Origin of the sequence: Streptomyces sp. NPDC012508 (assembly GCF_042902595.1) — a bacterium.
Lineage (GTDB): Bacteria > Actinomycetota > Actinomycetes > Streptomycetales > Streptomycetaceae > Streptomyces.
Genome location: NZ_JBIBEO010000010.1, coordinates 365,238 through 382,673 on the forward strand (window position 1 = coordinate 365,238; position 17,436 = coordinate 382,673).

At 73.3% G+C, this 17,436-nt stretch carries 18 protein-coding genes; 8 read left to right on the forward strand and 10 right to left on the reverse strand.

All coding sequences use genetic code 11. From position 1 onward, the window contains the following. Nucleotides 1-4: 4 nt before the first annotated feature. Both ACFY8U_RS31730 and ACFY8U_RS31735 read right to left on the reverse strand, forming a co-directional pair. A complete protein-coding gene (locus ACFY8U_RS31730) occupies nt 5-562 on the reverse strand; it encodes a YbaK/EbsC family protein (protein WP_389575664.1) in 558 nt (185 codons plus the stop codon). Between the two features lie 44 nt (nt 563-606). Next, on the reverse strand, nt 607-1,179 hold the full coding sequence (locus tag ACFY8U_RS31735; RefSeq protein ID WP_389575665.1) for a helix-turn-helix domain-containing protein: 573 nt from the start codon (nt 1,177-1,179) through the stop codon (nt 607-609). 117 nt (nt 1,180-1,296) lie between these two features. On the opposite strand from ACFY8U_RS31735, the gene ACFY8U_RS31740 reads away from it, so the two are divergent. Then, complete coding sequence (locus tag ACFY8U_RS31740; protein ID WP_389575666.1) at nt 1,297-2,166, forward strand: EamA family transporter; 870 nt, start codon at nt 1,297-1,299, stop codon at nt 2,164-2,166. 191 nt (nt 2,167-2,357) lie between these two features. Here ACFY8U_RS31740 and ACFY8U_RS31745 read toward each other — a convergent pair whose 3' ends face one another. Further along, entirely contained in the window at nt 2,358-3,101 is a 744-nt protein-coding gene (locus ACFY8U_RS31745) for an acyltransferase (RefSeq protein ID WP_361437598.1), read from the reverse strand. 120 nt (nt 3,102-3,221) lie between these two features. Between ACFY8U_RS31745 and ACFY8U_RS31750 the strand changes: the two genes are divergently transcribed. After that, entirely contained in the window at nt 3,222-3,749 is a 528-nt protein-coding gene (locus ACFY8U_RS31750; RefSeq protein WP_361437596.1) for a gamma carbonic anhydrase family protein, read from the forward strand. Nucleotides 3,750-3,823: 74 nt separating this feature from the next. Here ACFY8U_RS31750 and ACFY8U_RS31755 read toward each other — a convergent pair whose 3' ends face one another. Further along, entirely contained in the window at nt 3,824-4,507 is a 684-nt protein-coding gene (locus tag ACFY8U_RS31755) for a DedA family protein (protein WP_389575667.1), read from the reverse strand. A gap of 196 nt (nt 4,508-4,703) precedes the next feature. Here ACFY8U_RS31755 and ACFY8U_RS31760 point away from each other — a divergent pair, with 196 nt between their 5' ends. The 3 genes from ACFY8U_RS31760 (at nt 4,704) to ACFY8U_RS31770 (ending at nt 8,727) form a co-directional block, all read left to right on the forward strand. Further along, nucleotides 4,704-6,146, forward strand: coding sequence for a hypothetical protein (locus ACFY8U_RS31760; RefSeq protein WP_389575668.1), 1,443 nt, complete (start codon nt 4,704-4,706; stop codon nt 6,144-6,146). A gap of 92 nt (nt 6,147-6,238) precedes the next feature. Continuing rightward, complete coding sequence (locus ACFY8U_RS31765) at nt 6,239-7,489, forward strand: AAA family ATPase (protein ID WP_389575669.1); 1,251 nt, start codon at nt 6,239-6,241, stop codon at nt 7,487-7,489. After that, nucleotides 7,486-8,727 carry a VWA-like domain-containing protein gene (locus ACFY8U_RS31770; protein WP_389575670.1) on the forward strand — a complete coding sequence of 414 codons (1,242 nt, stop codon included), beginning with the start codon at nt 7,486-7,488 and terminating at the stop codon, nt 8,725-8,727. Before ACFY8U_RS31765 ends, ACFY8U_RS31770 begins: the two co-directional genes overlap by 4 nt. A gap of 93 nt (nt 8,728-8,820) precedes the next feature. Here the strand turns inward: ACFY8U_RS31770 and ACFY8U_RS31775 are convergent, their stop codons facing one another. Further along, on the reverse strand, nt 8,821-9,282 hold the full coding sequence (locus tag ACFY8U_RS31775; RefSeq protein ID WP_384511108.1) for a DUF4442 domain-containing protein: 462 nt from the start codon (nt 9,280-9,282) through the stop codon (nt 8,821-8,823). A 107-nt stretch (nt 9,283-9,389) separates the two neighbouring features. Here ACFY8U_RS31775 and ACFY8U_RS31780 point away from each other — a divergent pair, with 107 nt between their 5' ends. Then, nucleotides 9,390-10,481 (forward strand): hypothetical protein, encoded by a 1,092-nt coding sequence (locus tag ACFY8U_RS31780; protein WP_389575671.1) that lies wholly within the window; start codon nt 9,390-9,392, stop codon nt 10,479-10,481. 84 nt (nt 10,482-10,565) lie between these two features. Then, complete coding sequence (locus ACFY8U_RS31785) at nt 10,566-11,990, forward strand: MFS transporter (protein ID WP_389575672.1); 1,425 nt, start codon at nt 10,566-10,568, stop codon at nt 11,988-11,990. A 9-nt stretch (nt 11,991-11,999) separates the two neighbouring features. On the opposite strand, the gene ACFY8U_RS31790 is transcribed toward ACFY8U_RS31785, so the two are convergent. The 4 genes from ACFY8U_RS31790 to ACFY8U_RS31805 all read right to left on the reverse strand — a co-directional run bounded on the left by ACFY8U_RS31790 (nt 12,000) and on the right by ACFY8U_RS31805 (nt 15,189). Beyond that, nucleotides 12,000-12,845 (reverse strand): fused MFS/spermidine synthase, encoded by an 846-nt coding sequence (locus ACFY8U_RS31790; RefSeq protein WP_361597468.1) that lies wholly within the window; start codon nt 12,843-12,845, stop codon nt 12,000-12,002. A gap of 169 nt (nt 12,846-13,014) precedes the next feature. Continuing rightward, entirely contained in the window at nt 13,015-14,184 is a 1,170-nt protein-coding gene (tuf, locus tag ACFY8U_RS31795) for an elongation factor Tu (protein WP_389575673.1), read from the reverse strand. Between the two features lie 94 nt (nt 14,185-14,278). Then, nucleotides 14,279-14,422, reverse strand: a complete 144-nt coding sequence (locus ACFY8U_RS31800) for a hypothetical protein (RefSeq protein ID WP_361437573.1) — start codon at nt 14,420-14,422, stop codon at nt 14,279-14,281. Nucleotides 14,423-14,481: 59 nt separating this feature from the next. After that, nucleotides 14,482-15,189: a DNA alkylation repair protein gene (locus ACFY8U_RS31805; RefSeq protein ID WP_389575674.1), complete on the reverse strand. Its 708-nt coding sequence runs from the start codon at nt 15,187-15,189 to the stop codon at nt 14,482-14,484. A gap of 68 nt (nt 15,190-15,257) precedes the next feature. Here ACFY8U_RS31805 and ACFY8U_RS31810 point away from each other — a divergent pair, with 68 nt between their 5' ends. Continuing rightward, complete coding sequence (locus ACFY8U_RS31810) at nt 15,258-16,043, forward strand: TVP38/TMEM64 family protein (RefSeq protein WP_389575675.1); 786 nt, start codon at nt 15,258-15,260, stop codon at nt 16,041-16,043. 188 nt (nt 16,044-16,231) lie between these two features. On the opposite strand, the gene ACFY8U_RS31815 is transcribed toward ACFY8U_RS31810, so the two are convergent. After that, a complete protein-coding gene (locus tag ACFY8U_RS31815) occupies nt 16,232-17,401 on the reverse strand; it encodes a thiolase family protein (RefSeq protein ID WP_389575676.1) in 1,170 nt (389 codons plus the stop codon). Between the last annotated feature and the right edge of the window lie 35 nt (nt 17,402-17,436).

Below are 17,436 nucleotides of genomic sequence, written 5' to 3' on the forward strand. Positions count from 1 at the left end.
CGCGTCAGGCCACTCCCAGGCCCTCCAGGACGACGGCGCCGGGCAGTTGGGCGAAGGCCTTGCCCGGCACGATCAGCTTGCCGCGGCGGCGGCCGCTTCCGACGAGGACCCAGGCGGTGTCGACGACGGCCGCGTCGACGAGGACGGGCCAGTCCGCCGGGAGTCCGATCGGGGTGATGCCGCCGTACTCCATGCCGCTCTCGCCGGTCGCCGTGTCCATGGGCGCGAAGCTCACCTTCCGTGCGCCCAGGTGCTTGCGGACGACTCCGTTGACGTCGGCCCGGGTGGCGGAGCGCACGAGGCAGGCGGCGAGAGTCGTCACCTTGCCGCGCTTTCCGGCGACGATCACGCAGTTCGCGGACCGGTCGAGGAGTTCACGGCCGTGGGTCTCGACGAACACGGCCGTGTCGGCGATCTCCGGATCCGTGTCGACGTACAGCAGCTGATCGGCGGGGACGGCTCCCTGCCAGGCGCGTACGGCGGCGGCCACCGGTTCGGTGAGCCGGTCCAGGCACTCGGGGGCGGGAACGGCGTGGTCGAAGTCTCCGATGGGTGCGCGCATGCCGGCCACGCTAACAAGCGGGGCGCTCCCCCGAGCGGCGCGTCTCAGCGTGCGGGCGGGATGGAGACGGCCATGGTCATCTCGGCGGTCTCCGTGCCGTCGTTGCGGTAGGCGTGCGGCACGTTGGCCTCGAAGACGGCGGAGGTGCCGGCCGGGATGCGGTGCTCCTCCCCCTCGACGACGAGCGTGAGTTCCCCGGCCGTGACGTGCAGCAGCTCGGTGGTGCCGTCGGGGTGCGGGTCGGAGGAGCTGCCGTCGCCCGGCATCAGCGTCCAGGACCACAGCTCCAGCGGGCCGCGGGCCTCGGTGCCGACGAGGAGGGTCGTGTGGCTGCCGGTGGAGGTGGACCACATGCGCACGGCCTGGCCGGGCGGGACGAGCCGGACGTGGGGGCCCTGCTCGTAGTCGAGGAGGGTGGTGATCGAGACGCCGAGCGCGTCCGCGAGCTTCACCGTCGTGCCGACGCTGGGGTTCGTCCGGGCCTGCTCGATCTGGATGATCATGCCGCGGCTGACGCCCGCCCGTGCGGCGAGCGCGTCCAGCGTGAAACCGCGCTCATTGCGCCACCGCTTCAGATTCCGCGCGAGCGACTGCGTGAGCTGATCGAGGTCCGACACATTCCGTCCAATATTTTGGATGACAGAGTTCAACAGACTGAACTACGGTGTGGTCTACCGCGGTGTACTCAGCTGTCCACCGCACTGTACTGCGAGACCGCCACCCTGCGAGGATCCATGACTGCGCTGTTCGCCCTGGCCACCGCCCTGCTCTGGGGTCTGGCCGACTTCGGCGGCGGGCTGCTCACCCGGCGCATGCCCGCCCTCACGGTGGTCGTCGTCTCGCAGACCATCGCGGTCGTCGTCCTCGGCGCGATCGTGATCGCCACCGGTGCCTGGCGCGAAGTGGGCCCCGAGCTCTGGTACGCCGTCGCGGCGGGCGTGGTGGGTCCGGTCGCGATGCTCGCCTTCTACAAGGCCCTGGCGCTCGGCCCGATGGGCGTGGTCTCCCCGCTCGGCTCGCTCGGCGTCGTCGTCCCGGTCTCGGTGGGCCTGCTCCTCGGCGACCGGCCGGGACTGCTGCAGTTCGCCGGAATCGGTGTGGCGGTCGTCGGCATCGTCCTGGCCGGCGGCCCCGAGCTGCGCGGCGCGCCGGTGCAGCGTCAGGCGGTGCTCCTCACGCTGGTCGCGGCCTTCGGGTTCGGCTCGGTGATGGCCTTGATCGCGGAGGCGTCCACGACCCTGACCGGCCTGTTCCTCGCCCTGTTCGTCCAGCGGGTGACGAACGTGGCGGTGGGCGGTGGCGCGCTGTTCGTCTCCGTGAAGCGCGGCGGTCGGGCGCTGCCCGAGGACGGTGGCGGGATGAAGGTCGTGTGGGCGGCTCTCCCGGCGCTGGCCTTCGTCGGCCTCGCGGACGTGGCCGCCAACGGTACGTACTCGATCGCGGCGCAGAACGGGCCCGTGACCGTGGCGGCCGTGCTGGCGAACCTCTACCCGGTCGTCACGGCGCTGGCCGCGCGCGGGGTGCTGAAGGAGAGGCTCCGCGCGGTCCAGGCGGCGGGCGCGGGGCTTGCCCTGGTCGGCACCGTACTGCTGGCGACGGGCTGACGAGGACGTCCTCCGGGGCCGCCTCCGGCGCCGGGGCCGGCCCTCCACCTCGGATCCGCGTCCACCTCGGATCCGCGTCCACCTCGGATCCGTGTTCACCTCGGATCCGTGTCCACCTCGGAGCGGCACCGGCCGGGGAGCAGCACCGGCTCGGATCCGACCGCCTCGGGTCAGGCCCGGCCCGCGTCGGGTCAGCCTTCCGCGAGGTCCCAGGCGGCGAGCGCCGCCAGCTGCTCGTGCGTCACGCCGTCCGGAACCGGCGTCGGCGCCGGGGTCCGCAGTGGCGGCTGCCAGCCCCGCTCCGCGTCCCAGCTGCGTACCACCTTCGCCGGAGCCCCGGCCACCACCGAGTGGTCCGGGACCTCTCCCCGTACGACCGCGCCCGCCGCGACCACCACGTTCCGGCCGAGCTTGGCGCCGGGCAGGATCACGGCGCCCGTGCCCAGCCAGCAGCCCGGCCCGATCTCGACGGGCTCGGAGCGCGGCCACTGCCTGCCCACCGGCTCGTCCGGGTCGTCGTAACTGTGGTTGGTCGAGGTGATGTAGACGTACGGCCCGCAGTACGTGTCCGAGCCGATCGTCACCGAGGTGTCGGCGATGACATGGCTGCCGCGCCCCAGGACGACGCCGTTGCCCAGGGTCAGGACCGTGTCGGGACCGAGGTCGAGTCCGGGCAGCATCCCGGCGGTCAGGGTGACCTGCTCGGCGATGATGCAGCACTCGCCGATCTCGATCCACCGCTCGCCGAAGACCGTCCCCTGCGGGAACGCCAGCCGGGTGCCCGCGCCGAGGCGCTTGAAGCGCAGCCGCCCGGGGCTGTCGGCGGTCACGGCACCGGCCTCCTGCACCCAGCGCCACCCGCCCTGCACGGCGCGGGCGAGCACGCGGCGCCGCCAGGCGGTGAGAGAGGAGAACGTGTTTCTGTTCCTGGGCACCCACACACGGTAGTAGGCACCGTCGTACCTGATCAGTGGGGTGCCCTGTGATGTCCGTCATGGGCCGCGACTAGGGTGCCGTGGAGGCGTGACGCAATCACGAGGGATCAGGAGCGAACCATGACAGAGGCGTTGATCAGGGCCGTGGGCGGCAAGGAGCCGCAGGTCGATCCGACGGCCTTCACCGCGCCGACCTCCGTCGTGCTCGGTGACGTCACGCTCGGTGCCCGTGCCAGCGTCTGGTACCACGCGGTGCTGCGGGCGGACTGCGGTCCCGTCGTCGTCGGCGAGGACTCCAACATCCAGGACAACTGCACCGTCCACGTCGACCCGGGCTTCCCGGTCACGATCGGCGACCGCGTCACGGTCGGCCACAACGCGACCGTCCACGGCTGCACCATCGAGGACGACGTCCTGGTCGGCATGGGCGCCACGGTCCTCAACGGGGCCCGTGTCGGTGCCGGTTCACTGATCGCCGCGCAGGCGCTCGTCCCGCAGGGGATGGAGATCCCGCCGGGCTCGCTGGTGGCCGGCGTCCCGGCGAAGGTCCGGCGCCCCCTCACGGACGAGGAGCAGGCGGGCATCCGTCTCAACGCCGAGATGTACCTCCACCTGGCCAAGGGCCACGCCGAGGCCTTCCAGGACTGAGGCCTACGGAGAAGGGCGCGGCGGCCGTGAGGCCACCGCGCCCTTGCGCGTCCGTACGGAGGTATGGAGCGCGGTCAGTCCGCCACCGGCACCGGCACCGGCTCCGCGGCCGTCTCGCTCTCCGCCTTCGTCCCCGACTGCGTCCCGGTCTGGGCCGCGGCCTTCTTCGCGCGGTTCTTCAGGACCAGCATCGAGGTCACGCCGACGAGGACGGCGAGCACCAGACCCAGCCACGAGAAGCGCTTCAGCCACGCCTCGGCGACGATGCCCACCGAGTAGACGACGGCCGTCGTACCGCCCGCCCAGAGGATGCCGCCGAAGACGTTGGCGATCAGGAACTTCCAGTACGGCATCTTCAGCACACCCGCGAGCGGGCCGGCGAAGATCCGCAGCAGGGCGACGAAGCGGCCGAAGAAGACGGCCCACATGCCCCACTTCTCGAAGGACCGCTCCGCGAGCGCGATGTTGCCCTCGCTGAAGTGCTTGGGGAACTTCTTGCCCAGCCAGGCCAGCAGCGGACGCCCGCCCCTGCGGCCGATCGCGTACCCGATCGAGTCGCCGATGATCGCCCCCGCGGTGGCGCAGGTACCGAGGACGTACGGATTGATGTCACCGTGCTGGGAGGCGAGCAGGGCCGAGCTGACGAGGACGATCTCGCCGGGCAACGGGATCCCCAGGCTCTCGAGCCCGATCACCACTCCCACCAGCGCGTAGATCGCGCCTGCGGGGATCGTCTCCAGCCATTCCTGGACGTGCAACGCGGATTCCTCCCGTGTCGAGGCGCGCGCCGCGTCGCGCGCGCCGGGGCAGCCTACCTGGTCGCACGACGACGCCCGGCCGGCCGCCGAGCGCGTTAATGACTGGTCGGCCGCGAGGGGGCGCGATACGCTCCGCCGCGATGACGACTCACTCCGTACAGAGTTGGGGGGTCCCGTCCGCGCAAGGTGAGTGCTGATGTCCACTCACACCGCGTACGGGGATTCCCGCCCTTCCTTCCTGTCCTTCTGGCTGCGCGTGCGCGAGTTCGCCGTGCCGCCCTCCATGATCGAGACCGCGACCGCCCGCCGCGAGGCCGGGGACTGGGCCGGGGCGTGCGCCGCCGCACGCGTGGACGCCGATCTCGACCTGCGGTCCGTGACCCGGACCCATGGCCGGGAGCTCGCCACCCGGATCCGGGGCGACCTCCGCCATCTGGCTCCCGACCTGCTGCGCTGGCACCTGCCGAGGATCGCCCCGCACGGGCTGCTGCGTCCGGGGCTGACGACCCCGCTGGCGCGGTACGAGGGGGCGGCGCCCGGTCGCGCGGGCCCCGTGCATCTCGTGGCCCGTACTCCGCCCGCGTGGGCGGACGGCGGTCAGCGGATCAGCCTCGCCCTGTGGGACGCGGCCTCGCGCGACACCGCCGCCCGGGGCCATCCGCACCCACGGCCCAGCCGGAGGTTCCGCCTCGATCTGCACCGTCACCTGTGGGACGCGCGCAGGGCCGATGAGCTGCGGATCCGCTCGGGGGCCGACCGGTCACCGGCGGCGGAGGCAGAGGTTCCGGGACCGGTTTCGGTTCCTGGTCCGGTTTCGGTTCCGGGTCCGGTTCCGGTTCCGGAGGGCTACCGCTGCGCCGTCGACCGGTGGGCGGCCGAGGCCGGGCATCTGCTCCGGGCCGAAGGCAGGTCCGGCGGTCCCGTCGCCGTACGCCTCGGGCCCCGGCGCCCGCTGATCCTGGACGTGACCGGGGGCGGCGGCGCCGCCGCGCCCGCGTGGCGGATCGTCTCGGCCTTCCCCGGGGTCGGCGGCTCCGCCCTGCCGGTCCTGCCGGACGCGGCGACCTGGGTCCTGCCCGATCTGGACCTCCTCCGCGCCGGTGCGATCGAGGCCGATCGGCTGCATCCGCTGGTCGCCTCGGCACTCGTACCGGATCACGTGCCGTCCGGCCCGTCCGCCCGGTGGGAGGACCAGGTCGCGGAGCCGCGGTTCGTGGAGTGCCGGGGAGCCCGCCATCGGATCGGCCTGGTCGACGGCGTGCTGACCGCCCTCGACCACGACCCGGACGAGATCCGCCGCGAGGAACTGCTCGTGGCGCTGAGCGGTACCCCGCTGCCCTGTCTGCGGGCGATCGACGAGGCGCACCGCCGCCCGGACTGCCTTGTCGGTGTCCGGGAACGCCTGCACCACGGTGACATCGCCGGTGCGCTGGCCGTCGTCGAAGGCCTGCTCGGCCCGGAGGCGACGCTCCGCGCCGGCGCCCTGCGCGACGCGCTGGAGGCGGCGGCCGACCGGCGGATCGCCTACGGGCTGTTCAGGGCCGGCCTTGCCGACCCCGCGCCGCACCGACCTCGTCCGGCGCCTGCCCGTCCCCGCGACCACCGCCCTCATCCCCGCCACGCGCGCACCGCGCGCTGACGCCTGCGCTGCGCCTACGCCTGCGCTGCGCCTACGCCCGGGGCTGCGTCCCCGCACCCCCCGCTCACCCACGAACCCCAAGGTGATCACCCATGCCCACGATGTCCACGTACGCCGCTGCCCCCGATTCCCCGCTCGACGTCGCCGGCTCGTTGCTGGCCCTGCTCAACGACACCGTCACCGAACCGCGTCCCGACCCTCAGCTGGAGGCCCTGACGCTGGCCGTGGCGGCCGACCTTCCGGTGATCCTGTGGGGCGAGCCGGGCATCGGCAAGACGGCGGCCCTGACGCGACTTGCCGAGGAGCTGGACCTTCCGCTGACGACGGTCATCGCCAGCGTGCACGAGCCGTCCGACTTCTCGGGGCTGCCGGTCGTCGGCGACGATCCCGCCGAGCAGGGTGTTCCGATGGCCCCGCCGGACTGGGCCGTGCGTCTGGTCCGGGCCGGGCGGGGGCTGCTGTTCCTGGACGAGCTGTCGACGGCGCCGCCGTCCGTTCAGGCCGCGCTGCTCCGGCTGGTCCTGGAGCGGCGGATCGGCTCCCTCCGACTGCCTCCCGGGGTACGGATCGTGGCCGCGGCCAACCCGCGGTCGTCGGCGGCCGACGGCTGGGAGCTGAGCCCTCCGCTGGCCAACCGGTTCGTCCATCTCCAGTGGGCCCACGACCAGGAGGTCGTCGTCCGCGGGCTCGGCGGGACGTGGCCCCGGGCGACCCTGCCGCGGCTCGACCCCGAGAAGCTGGCGGGAGCCGTGGAGTTCGCCCGGCGGGCGGTCTGCGGGCTGCTGACCGCGCGGCCGGCGCTCGTGCACCGGCTGCCCGGCAGCGAAACGCTCCGGGGCGGCCCCTGGCCGTCGCCCCGGAGCTGGGAGATGACCCTCCGTCTGATCGCCTTCGCGACGGCGGCGGACGCGTCCCGCGAGGTGCTGGCCCAGCTGGTCCGGGGCGCGGTGGGCGACGGTCCGGGCCTTGAGCTGATGGCGAGCCTGGACCGTCTGGACCTCCCCGACCCCGAGCTGCTGCTCGCCGACCCGTCGGCCGCCGAGCTCCCCGAGCGAGGGGATCTGCGTCAGGCCGTACTGGACGGAGTGGTGGCGGCGGTCCGCGGGCGGCCGGACAGGGCGAGGTGGGACGCGGCCTGGGCGGTCCTGGTGCGCGCGCTGGAGTCCGGGGCGCCGGACCTGGTGGTCGTCCCCGCGACGACGCTCGCCTCGCTGCGCCAGGGGGACTGGGACGTTCCGGCGTCGATCGAGAGTCTCGCGGGCGTGGTCTCTCTGTCGCGGCGCGCGGACGACGCGGCGGCCCGGGCGGCTCGGGCGGCCCTGGCCACGAAGGGCAGCCGATGACGGGCGCGGTGGTGGGGGCGCTGGAGCTCGAGAAGCTGTACGCGGCCCGGCTGCATGCCGCCCGGGTCCGGCCTTATCTGGCGACGGCGCTGTTCGCCCTGCACACGGTGGAGTCGCGGCAGGTGCCGACGATGGCGGTGGACCAGCACTGGCGATGCTACGTCTCGCCCGGGTTCGTGGACCGGACCCCGGTGGAGGAGCTGGCCGGAGTGTGGGTGCACGAGGTGTCCCACCTGCTGCGCGACCACCACGCGCGGGGCGACCGGGTGGCGCGGGAGCGCGGTCTGACCGGTCCCGGGGAGCGGTTGCGGATGAACATCGCCGCGGATCTGGAGATCAACGACGACGTGTTCGGTGACGGTCTCGTCCGCCCCGAGGGCGCTGTCGTACCGGCGTCCCTGGACCTGCCGGAGGGTGAGTTGATGGAGGACTACCTGCGGCAGTTCCGGCTCGGGCCGTGGACTCAGGGGCTCGCCTGGCTGGACTGCGGCAGTGGCGCGGACGGCCGCGCGCGCGAGTGGGACCTGGGGCCCGAGGGCGCGCACGGTCTCAGCGCGCAGGAGCGGGATGCGGTGCGGTTCCGGGTGGCGCAGGGCATCTCGGGGCGGCCGGGGGACGCCCCGAAGGGGTGGCAGCGGTGGGCGGAGGAGGTGTTCCACCCGCCGCAGCCGTGGCGGGAGTTGCTGGGTGCGGCGCTCCGTTCGGCGGCCTCGGGACCGGGAGCGGGCGACGACTACACGTACGGTCGTCCCTCCCGGCGCTCGACCTCGCTGCCCGGGATCGTGCTCCCGAGCCTGCGGCGTACTCCGCCACGGGTCACCGTGGTCATCGACACCTCGGGGTCGGTCAGCGACGCCGAACTGGGCAGCGCGCTCCTGGAGGTCACCGCGATCGCCCGTGCCGTGGGAGGCCGGCGCGACCTGGTCAGCGTGGTGTCGTGCGACGCGGCGGCCGGGGTCGCGCATCCGCTGTGCCGTGCGGAGGGCATTCCGCTCGTGGGCGGCGGGGGTACGGATCTGCGCGCGGGCTTCGCCAGGGCCCTGCGCTCGCGCCCTCGCCCGGACGTGATCGTCGCCCTGACGGACGGCCAGACCCCCTGGCCGAGCGCCCCGCCCCCGTGCCGAACGGTGGTGGGCCTCTTTCCTCGCGTGGGACGTTCCCGGACGTACGACGAGAGCGACCCCGAGTACGTTCCGGACACCCCGCCACCGTGGGCCCGCGTGGTCACCATCGGCTAGGCGGGCGCTCTTCCGGGGCGGGCCGGCCTCGGGGCGCGGCACGGCGGTCCGGCCGGATCCGGCCGGACCGCCGTGTCCCGGCAGAGCCGTGGGCTACTTCCCCTGGCCGTTCGGGCGCAGGGTCCAGACGACCGTCATCTCGCCCGTCACCGCGCCGTCCTCGCGGGTGATCGCGATGTGGACCGGGAACTCGGGGCGCTCGCCCGCGTCGAGTTCGGCGACGACGTCGGCGGCCGGGCGGCCGAGGGTGGCCGTGGCCGTGACGACGCCCATGGCCAGCTTCTTGTAGCCGATCTCGGCGGTGACCGCGAGCGGGACCGCGCGGTTCAGCTGGTCGCCGAAGGCGGCCAGGACGATCGCGCCGCTGGCCGACTCGGCCAGGGTGAACATGGCTCCGGCGTGCGGACCGCCGACGTGGTTGTGGTAGTCGGCCTGGTCCGGCAGGCGGACGACGGCACGCTCGGAAGTGGTCTCCAGGAACTCGAGGTTGAGGGTCCTGGCCATGGGAACCGTCGCGGCGAGCATCTCGCCGACGGACATCTGGTCTGCGCTCATGCGCCGATGTTACCCGCGAGTAGCACCGATGGCCATCCCTGTCCCCCGCCCGCCCGTACGGGGGCGGGCGTAGCACGGTTCCGGCCGCACCTCTATGGTTACTGGCCATGTGGCCAGGACAGCAGCCGCCCGGGGGCGAGCAGAACCCGCAGGACCAGAATCAGAACCCCTACCAGCAGTCGGGGTACCAGCAGCCGAACCCCTACCAACAGCCCGGCTACCCGCAGCAGCAGCCCGGGTACCCGCAACAGCCGCCCACGCAGCCGGGTTACCCCCAGCAGCCCGCGCAGCCCGGCTTCCAGCAGCCCAACCCGTACCAGCAGCCGACCGTGCCGCAGTACGCGGTGCCGGGAGCGCCGCAGGGCGGGCCGGGCGACGGCAAGAAGAAGCAGACGACCCTGATCGCCATCGTCGCCGCGACCGCCGTGGTCGTCGCCGCAGGTGTCACCGGATTCCTGGTCCTCGGCGACGACGACAAGAACACCCAGGCGGGCGACGACCCGAAGGCCACCGCCTCCGCACCCGCCTCCGGCGGATCCGGCTCCGGCGAGCCCTCCACCTCCCCCTCGCTCGACAACCCGCGCGACGACGCCGCGCTGCAGCCGACGATCCCGGGCTGGAAGGTCGTCCACAACCCGAAGTACGGCACGCTCTTCGACGTACCGGCCGACTGGGAGCTCCTGAAGCCCGGCTCCGTCACGTTCTTCGAGGACGAGAAGAAGGGCGACGGCTCTCCGGTCGTCACCATGTCCGCGCCGGTGCGCTACAAGAGCAAGTGGTGCACGTTCGACACGAACAAGGACGGCTCCGAGGAGCACTGGGGCCTGAGCAGCGCCGGCACCAAGGGCGGCCAGGGCGCCAAGGACACCGCCGAGGCGGCGTTCAACGAGGCCGGCAACTGGGTGTGGGCCGGTTACGCCCAGCACATGCCCAAGGGGACCATCAAGATCACCAAGGCGGTGCCGTACACCACCACGTCCGGACTCGCCGGCCACGTCTCGACGGCGACCGCCCCGGGGATCAAGAAGCGGAACAAATGCGAGTCGGACGGCAAGTCCATCGCCTTCTCCTTCAAGAACGCCAAGGGCGACTTCTCGTCCTTCGTTCTCTACGGGGCGGACGGTGTCAAGGACGAGCTTGCGGACGCCACGATCCAGAAGATCCTCGCGACGGTGCGACTGGCTCCGGCCGCTTCCTGACGAGCGGGGACGCGCGACCGGGCGGCGACGAGCTGACGGGTCATCCGTTTGGCAGGAGGCGGCGGCGCCGGGGATAGTCCCGGAGTGAGTACTGCCGCCGCCTCCCCCCGCACCCCGCGCTCCCGCCGCCCCGAATGGGCCGGCCGCAACTACGTCCTGCTGACCGTCGCCGCGATCGTCACCAACCTGGGCACCCACGGCGCCCTGATCGCGGCGGCGTTCGCGGTGATCCAGACCGGCGGCGACGGCGGTGACGTGGGTCTCGTGGCGGCGGCCCGGACCCTGCCGCTCGTCCTCTTCCTCCTCATCGGCGGCGCCGTCGCCGACCGGATACCCCGGCACCGCGTGATGGTGGCCGCCAACGCGCTGAACTGCCTCTCGCAGGGCGCCTTCGCCGTACTCGTCCTCGCCGGGGACCCGCAGCTGTGGCAGATGATGGTGCTGACCGCGCTGTGCGGAACGGGCCAGGCCTTCTTCAGCCCGGCGGCCGAGGGCATGCTGATGTCCAGCGTCAGCGGCGACCAGGTCAGCCGCGCCTTCGCCCTCTTCCGGATGGCTATGCACGGCGCGGGCATCGGCGGGGCCGCGCTCGGTGGCGCGATGATCGCCGCCGTCGGCCCCGGCTGGGTCCTCGCCATCGACGCGGCCGCCTTCGCCGTCGCCGGTGCGCTGCGCGCCTTCCTCGACGTCAGCCACATTCGCGAGCGCGAGGCGGGCGGCGGACTGCTCGCCGATCTGCGTGAGGGCTGGCAGGAGTTCATCGGGCGGCCCTGGCTGTGGTCGATCGTGGCCCAGTTCTCCGTCGTCGTGGCCCTCGTCGGCGCGGCCGAGTCGGTGTACGGGCCGCTGGTCGCCCGGGACGAGCTGGGCGGAGCCAGGCCATGGGGGCTCGCGCTCGCCGCGTTCGGCGTCGGCACGCTCAGCGGCGCGCTGCTGATGATGCGCTGGAAGCCGCGCCGGATGCTGCTGGTGGGCACGCTGGGCGTGTTCCCGATCGCCCTGCCCTCGGCGGCGCTCGCGGTGCCGCTCGATGTCGTCGGGCTCTCGGCGGCGATGTTCGTCAGCGGAGTCGCCATCGAGGTGTTCGGTGTGGCGTGGATGACGACGCTGCACCAGGAGATCCCGGAGGAGAAGCTGTCCCGGGTCGCCGCGTACGACTGGTTCGGATCGACGGCCATGCTCCCCCTGTCCACGGCGCTCGCGGGACCCGCGGAGAGCCTCTTCGGCCGCAGTCAGGCGCTGTGGGGTTCGGCGGTCCTGATCGTGGTCGTGACGGCCCTGGTGCTGCTCGTCCCGGACGTCCGGAACCTGACGCGCCGCACGAAGGAGATCGCTTCCGGCCCCACCGTCCTCGCTCCCACTCCCCTTCCCACGGAGCCCGCGCTCATCGAGCCCGCGCTCAAGGGGCCCGCGCTCAAGGGGCCCGCGCTCAAGGGGCCCGCGCTCAAGGGGCCCGCGCTCATGGAGCCCGCGCCCACGGCGAAGGGCGACGCGGACATGGTCCGCTGACCGTCACCGTCACCCCACGCTGAACGCGCCGTCCGGCGGTACGGGAGACGGCACCGCGTCCGGGTCGCTCACCGGCCGGGCGTCGCCGGTGAAGCGCGTGAGGGTCTCGCCGTACTCCACGCGCGCGGGGAACGCGTCCGCCGCCGCGCGCCGGGCCAGGCGGGCCGTGTCGATCTCCCGGCCGGAGGCGACGAGGACGGCGTTGCCGAAGCGGCGGCCGCGCAGCACCGCGGGCTCGGCGATCAGGGCCAGCTCGGGGAAGACGGCCGCGAAGGTGGCCAGTTGGGAGCGGAGGAAGCCGAAAGGGGCTCCGTCGGCCAGGTTGGCCGCGTAGATCCCGCCCGGCCGCAGCACCCGACGGGCCTCGCGGGCGTACTCCACGGAAGTCAGATGCGCGGGGACCCGCGAGCCCCCGAAGACGTCCGCGACGAGCACGTCCACCGACGCGGCGGGCGCGCCCTCCAGCCAGGTCCGGGCGTCGGCGCCGTGCACGGTGACGCCCGAGCCGTCCGGCAGCGGAAGGTGCTCGGTGACCAGGTCGAGCAGGCCCCGGTCGGCCTCCACCACGTCCTGGCGGGAGCCGGGGCGGGTGGATGCGACGTACCGGGGCAGGGTGAGCGCCCCGCCGCCGAGGTGGAGGACGGAGAGTGGTTCGCCCTCGTCGGTGGCACTGTCGAGGACATGGGCGAGCCGGCGCGCGTACTCGAATTCGAGGTACGTCGGATCGTCCAGGTCGATGTACGACTGCGGTGCGCCGTCGACCGTGAGCAGCCAGGCCCGCTCCCGGTCGACATCGGGCATGAGCCGGGCGGTGCCCTGGTCGACGTCCCGGATGACGGGTATCTGCTCGTTCACGCTCTCATTGTGCCCACAGGGGCCCGTCAGCCTGCGCCCCGGCCGCCTCCGCCCCGGGCCGCCGGCGGCCCGGCGGCCCGGGGCGAGAGCTCCCCGGGCGCGCACGGCGATGGGCCCGCACTCCGTGGGTACGGAATGCGGGCCCCCGCCCGTGCGCGTGCGCGTGCGCTCAGTCCACCGTCGTGACCGTGCCCGCGCCGACCGTGCGACCGCCCTCGCGGATCGCGAAGCCGAGGCCGGGCTCCAGCGGTACGTCACGGCCGAGCTCGACGGTCATGGTGACCGTGTCGCCCGGGCGCGCGACGGCCCGCTCGCCGAGGTCGACGTCGCCGACGACGTCCGCGGTCCGGATGTAGAACTGCGGCCGGTAGCCGGTCGAGACGGGGGTGGTGCGACCACCTTCCTTCGCCGACAGGACGTAGACCTGCGCGATGAACCGCCGGCGTGGGACCACGCTGCCGGGCGCCGCCACCACGTGTCCGCGGCGGACCGTGTCGCGCGCGACCCCGCGCAGCAGCAGGGCCACGTTGTCACCGGCCTCGGCGGACTCCATGGGCTTGCCGAAGGTCTCGACGCCGGTGACGACCGTCTCGGTCTCCGCGCCGAGCACCTCCACGCGGTCACCGACCCGCACCGTCCCGCGCTCGATCGCACCCGTGACGACGGTGCCGCGGCCCGTGATGGTGAGCACGTTCTCGACGGACATCAGGAACGGCGCGTCCACATAGCGCACCGGCATCGGTACGTACGTGTCCACGGCGTCGAGGAGCGCCTCGATCGAGGCGGTCCAACGCGGGTCCCCCTCCAGGGCCTTGAGCCCGGACACCCGGACGACGGGGACGGTGTCGCCGCCGTAGCCGTGCGCGGTCAGCAGCTCCCGTACCTCCAGCTCGACCAGGTCGGTCAGCTCGTCGTCCCCGGCGTCGGCCTTGTTGAGCGCGACGACGATGTGGTCGACGCCGACCTGGCGGGCGAGGAGCACGTGCTCGGCCGTCTGCGGCATGATCCCGTCGAGCGCGGAGACGACGAGGATCGCCCCGTCGAGCTGCGCGGCGCCCGTGACCATGTTCTTGATGTAGTCGGCGTGGCCCGGCATGTCGACATGGGCGTAGTGGCGGGTGTCGGTCTCGTACTCGACGTGCGCGATGTTGATGGTGATGCCGCGCTGGGCCTCCTCGGGCGCGCGGTCGATGCGGTCGAAGGGCACGAAGGTGCCGGTCCCGCGCTCGCTGAGGACCTTGGTGATCGCGGCGGTGAGGGTGGTCTTGCCGTGGTCGACGTGCCCGACCGTGCCGATGTTCAGGTGCGGCTTGGTGCGCACGTATGCCGTCTTGGACATGGTTCGCTCGTTCCTTGAGCTCGAAGCGTGTGAGGGGACCCCGGGGCCGGACCGACCCTCCCCCTGCGGGGTCCGCCGGACGATCCGGGGAGGGTCAGCTTCGGGCGCCGTCGAATGCGACGGCCGCGAGCGCGTCGGCTGCGAGCGCCGCTGCGGCGAGGAACGTGAGATCGGCGACGGCAGCCTTCGGCGCGGCCGCGACTGCGGGCCGTGCTGCGAGGAAGGCGTACCGGAACATGTCCACGATCATCCCGGGACGGGCGGTCGCCGTCGAACGATTTTCTGCCGAGGGGGAGTTCAGAGGTGCTTGAGCGCCTCGCGCACGGAGAGCGGAGCGAGCCGTTCCCGGTTGCGGTCGACGAACGCGCGCACCTCGTCGGGGCCGGTCTTGGCGTACTCGCGCAGGGCCCAGCCGATCGCCTTGCGGAGGAAGAAGTCGGTGTCCCCGGCCCGGCGCAGGCAGTAGGCGAACAGCCGCTCGGTGTCGGTGGCGCCCTTGAACCGGAGTTGGTGCAGCAGCGCGGTGCGCGCGACCCACAGGTCGTCGTCCTCGATCCACTCGTCCATCCGCGCGGCGAGCCCCGGATCGGCGGCGACGAGCCCGCCGACGACGTGGGCGGCGAGGTGGTCGACGGTGTCCCACCAGGATTCGGTGGTGACGAGGTGTCGGGCGACGGGCAGGAAGCCGGACGAGCAGCGCCCGACGTGACGGCGCAGATAGTCGACGCCGAAGTAGTGGTACTCGCGCTCCGGGAGGGCGAAGCAGCGCAGCGCGACGGCCGCGCAGTCGGCCTCGTCGGGGCGTGGCGTGCCCTCGAGGACGGTACGGGACAGGGTTCGCCGCTCGGGGGTCCGGATGCCGAGGAAGGGCGCGACGCCCTTCATGTACGCGACCATCTCCTGGGCCCGGAAGGGGTCACCGGCGGCGGGGTAGACCTCGGTGAGACGCGCGAGCACGGTGTCGGCGAGGGCGCTGGCGGGGACGGCGGGCGGCGCGGACGTCATACGGCTCACAGTACGGCGGATGACGGACATTACGGCGATCACATCGGTGCTTCGGTTACTCTCCCCGGATGCTCGACCCCGTCACCCGGCCGCCGGGCTCTCTCGCTCTGCGCTGCTCCCGGGCTCTGCTTTCGCCCTGGTCGCGGCTGTCCCTGCTCGCCGCGCTGCTCCTCGCCGCGGCGACGACCGTGGTGCTGTACGAGCCACAGCGGCTGCTCGCGGCCGGCTGGCCGCCGCAGACGAGCGGCGCGGGCGCGGTGGTGCTGTTCGGTCTGGCGTACGGGGTGTGCACCGCCGCCTTCGTACCGCGGCCGATCCTGAACCTGGCGGCGGGCGCGCTGTTCGGTACGCAGGCGGGGCTCGCGGCGGCGCTGGCCGGGACGGTCCTCGGGGCCGGCATCTCGTTCACGCTCGGGCGGCTGCTGGGTCAGGACGCGCTGCGGCCGCTGCTGCGGGGCCGCTGGCTGACGGCCGCGGACGGGCAGTTGAGCCGGCACGGATTCCGCTCGATGCTGGCGATCCGGCTCTTCCCCGGGGTGCCGTTCGCCGCGGCCAACTACTGCGCGGCGGTCTCCCGCATGGGGTACGCGCCGTTCCTGCTGGCCACCGGGCTCGGGTCGATCCCGAACACGGCGGCGTACGTGGTGGCGGGCAGCCAGGCCGGGTCGCCGACCTCGCCCGCGTTCCTGATCTCGATGGGCTTCATCGTCGTGTCCGGCCTGGTCGCGGCGGCGGTGGCGTGGCGCAAGCGCCACGGCCTGCGGGCGCGGGCGGCGGGGAGGGCCGCGGCGTCGACCGCCGAGGTCGCGCCGGAGCGGACGCTGGAACAGGCGGGAGCCCCGAAGGGCCGCTGACCGCAGCCGCGCAGGGCCCGGCGCCGCTGACGCAGCTGCGCCGGGCCCGGCGTGGCCTGCCCCGGCCCGGGGCGGGGCGGTGCACCCGCCGAGGCCGGACCGCGCGCGACACCCTCCGGCCCGGGCCGAGCGCGCCGCGCCGTACCCCCGCGGTCCGGCCCCGACAGGCGCATCCGGGCCCGCTCCCGTCAGAGCGCCTCGACGATCATCGCGTTCGCCAGGCCGCCCGCCTCGCACATCGCCTGGAGGCCGTACCGCGCACCCCGCGCGCGCAGGGCGTGCACCAGGGTGGTCGTCAGGCGGGTGCCGCTCGCGCCGAGCGGATGGCCGAGCGCGATGGCGCCGCCGTGGACGTTGACCTTGGCCGGGTCCGCCCCGGTCTCCTGCTGCCAGGCGAGCACGACACTGGCGAACGCCTCGTTGATCTCGAAGAGATCGATGTCGTCCAGGCCGAGCCCGGCCCGGCGCAGCACCTTCTCCGTGGCGGGGATGACGCCGGTGAGCATGAGCAGCGGGTCGGAACCGGTCACCGCGAAGCTGTGCAGCCGGGCCAGCGGGCGCAGGCCGAGGCGCGCGGCGGTCTCGGCGGCCATGACGAGCACGGCGGAGGCCCCGTCGTTGGTCGGGCTGCTGTTGCCGGCCGTCACCGACCAGTCGATCTGCGGAAAACGCTCGGCGAAGCCGGGGTCCTGGAACGCGGGCCTCAGCCCGGCGAGGATCTCGGTGGTCGTCGTGGGCCGCACCGACTCGTCCCGTCGGACCTCTCCGTACGGAACCACCTCCGCGTCGAACAGTCCGGCCTCCCAGCTCCGCGCGGCCTTGGCGTGCGAGGCGGCGGCGAACTCGTCCATCGCCTCGCGCCCGATCGACCATTTCGCGGCGATCAGCTCCGCGCTGATGCCCTGCGGCACCAGGCCCTCCGGGTACCGCTCGGCGACACCCGGGCCGAAGGGGTCCGCGCCGGGTGGGACGTTCGACCACATCGGGACCCGGCTCATCGACTCGACCCCGCAGGCGACGGCGATGTCGTACGCCCCCGAGAGCACGCCCTGCGCCGCGAAGTGCACCGCCTGCTGGGAGGAGCCGCACTGCCGGTCGACGGTGGTGGCGGGGACGGACTCGGGGAAGCCGGCACCGAGCCAGGCGTACCGAGTGGTGTTCATGGCCTGCTCGCCGACCTGGTCCACCGTCCCGCCGATGACGTCGTCGACGAGCGCGGGGTCGATGCCGCTGCGCTCGATCAGCGCCTTGAGGGTGTGGGAGAGCAGGGCGACGGGGTGGACCTCGGAGAGGGCGCCGTTGGCCTTCCCCCTGCCTATGGGCGTGCGGACTGCTTCGACGATGACGGCGTCGCGCATGATGACGGCTCCTCGATCACCTGATGAGTTGGAAA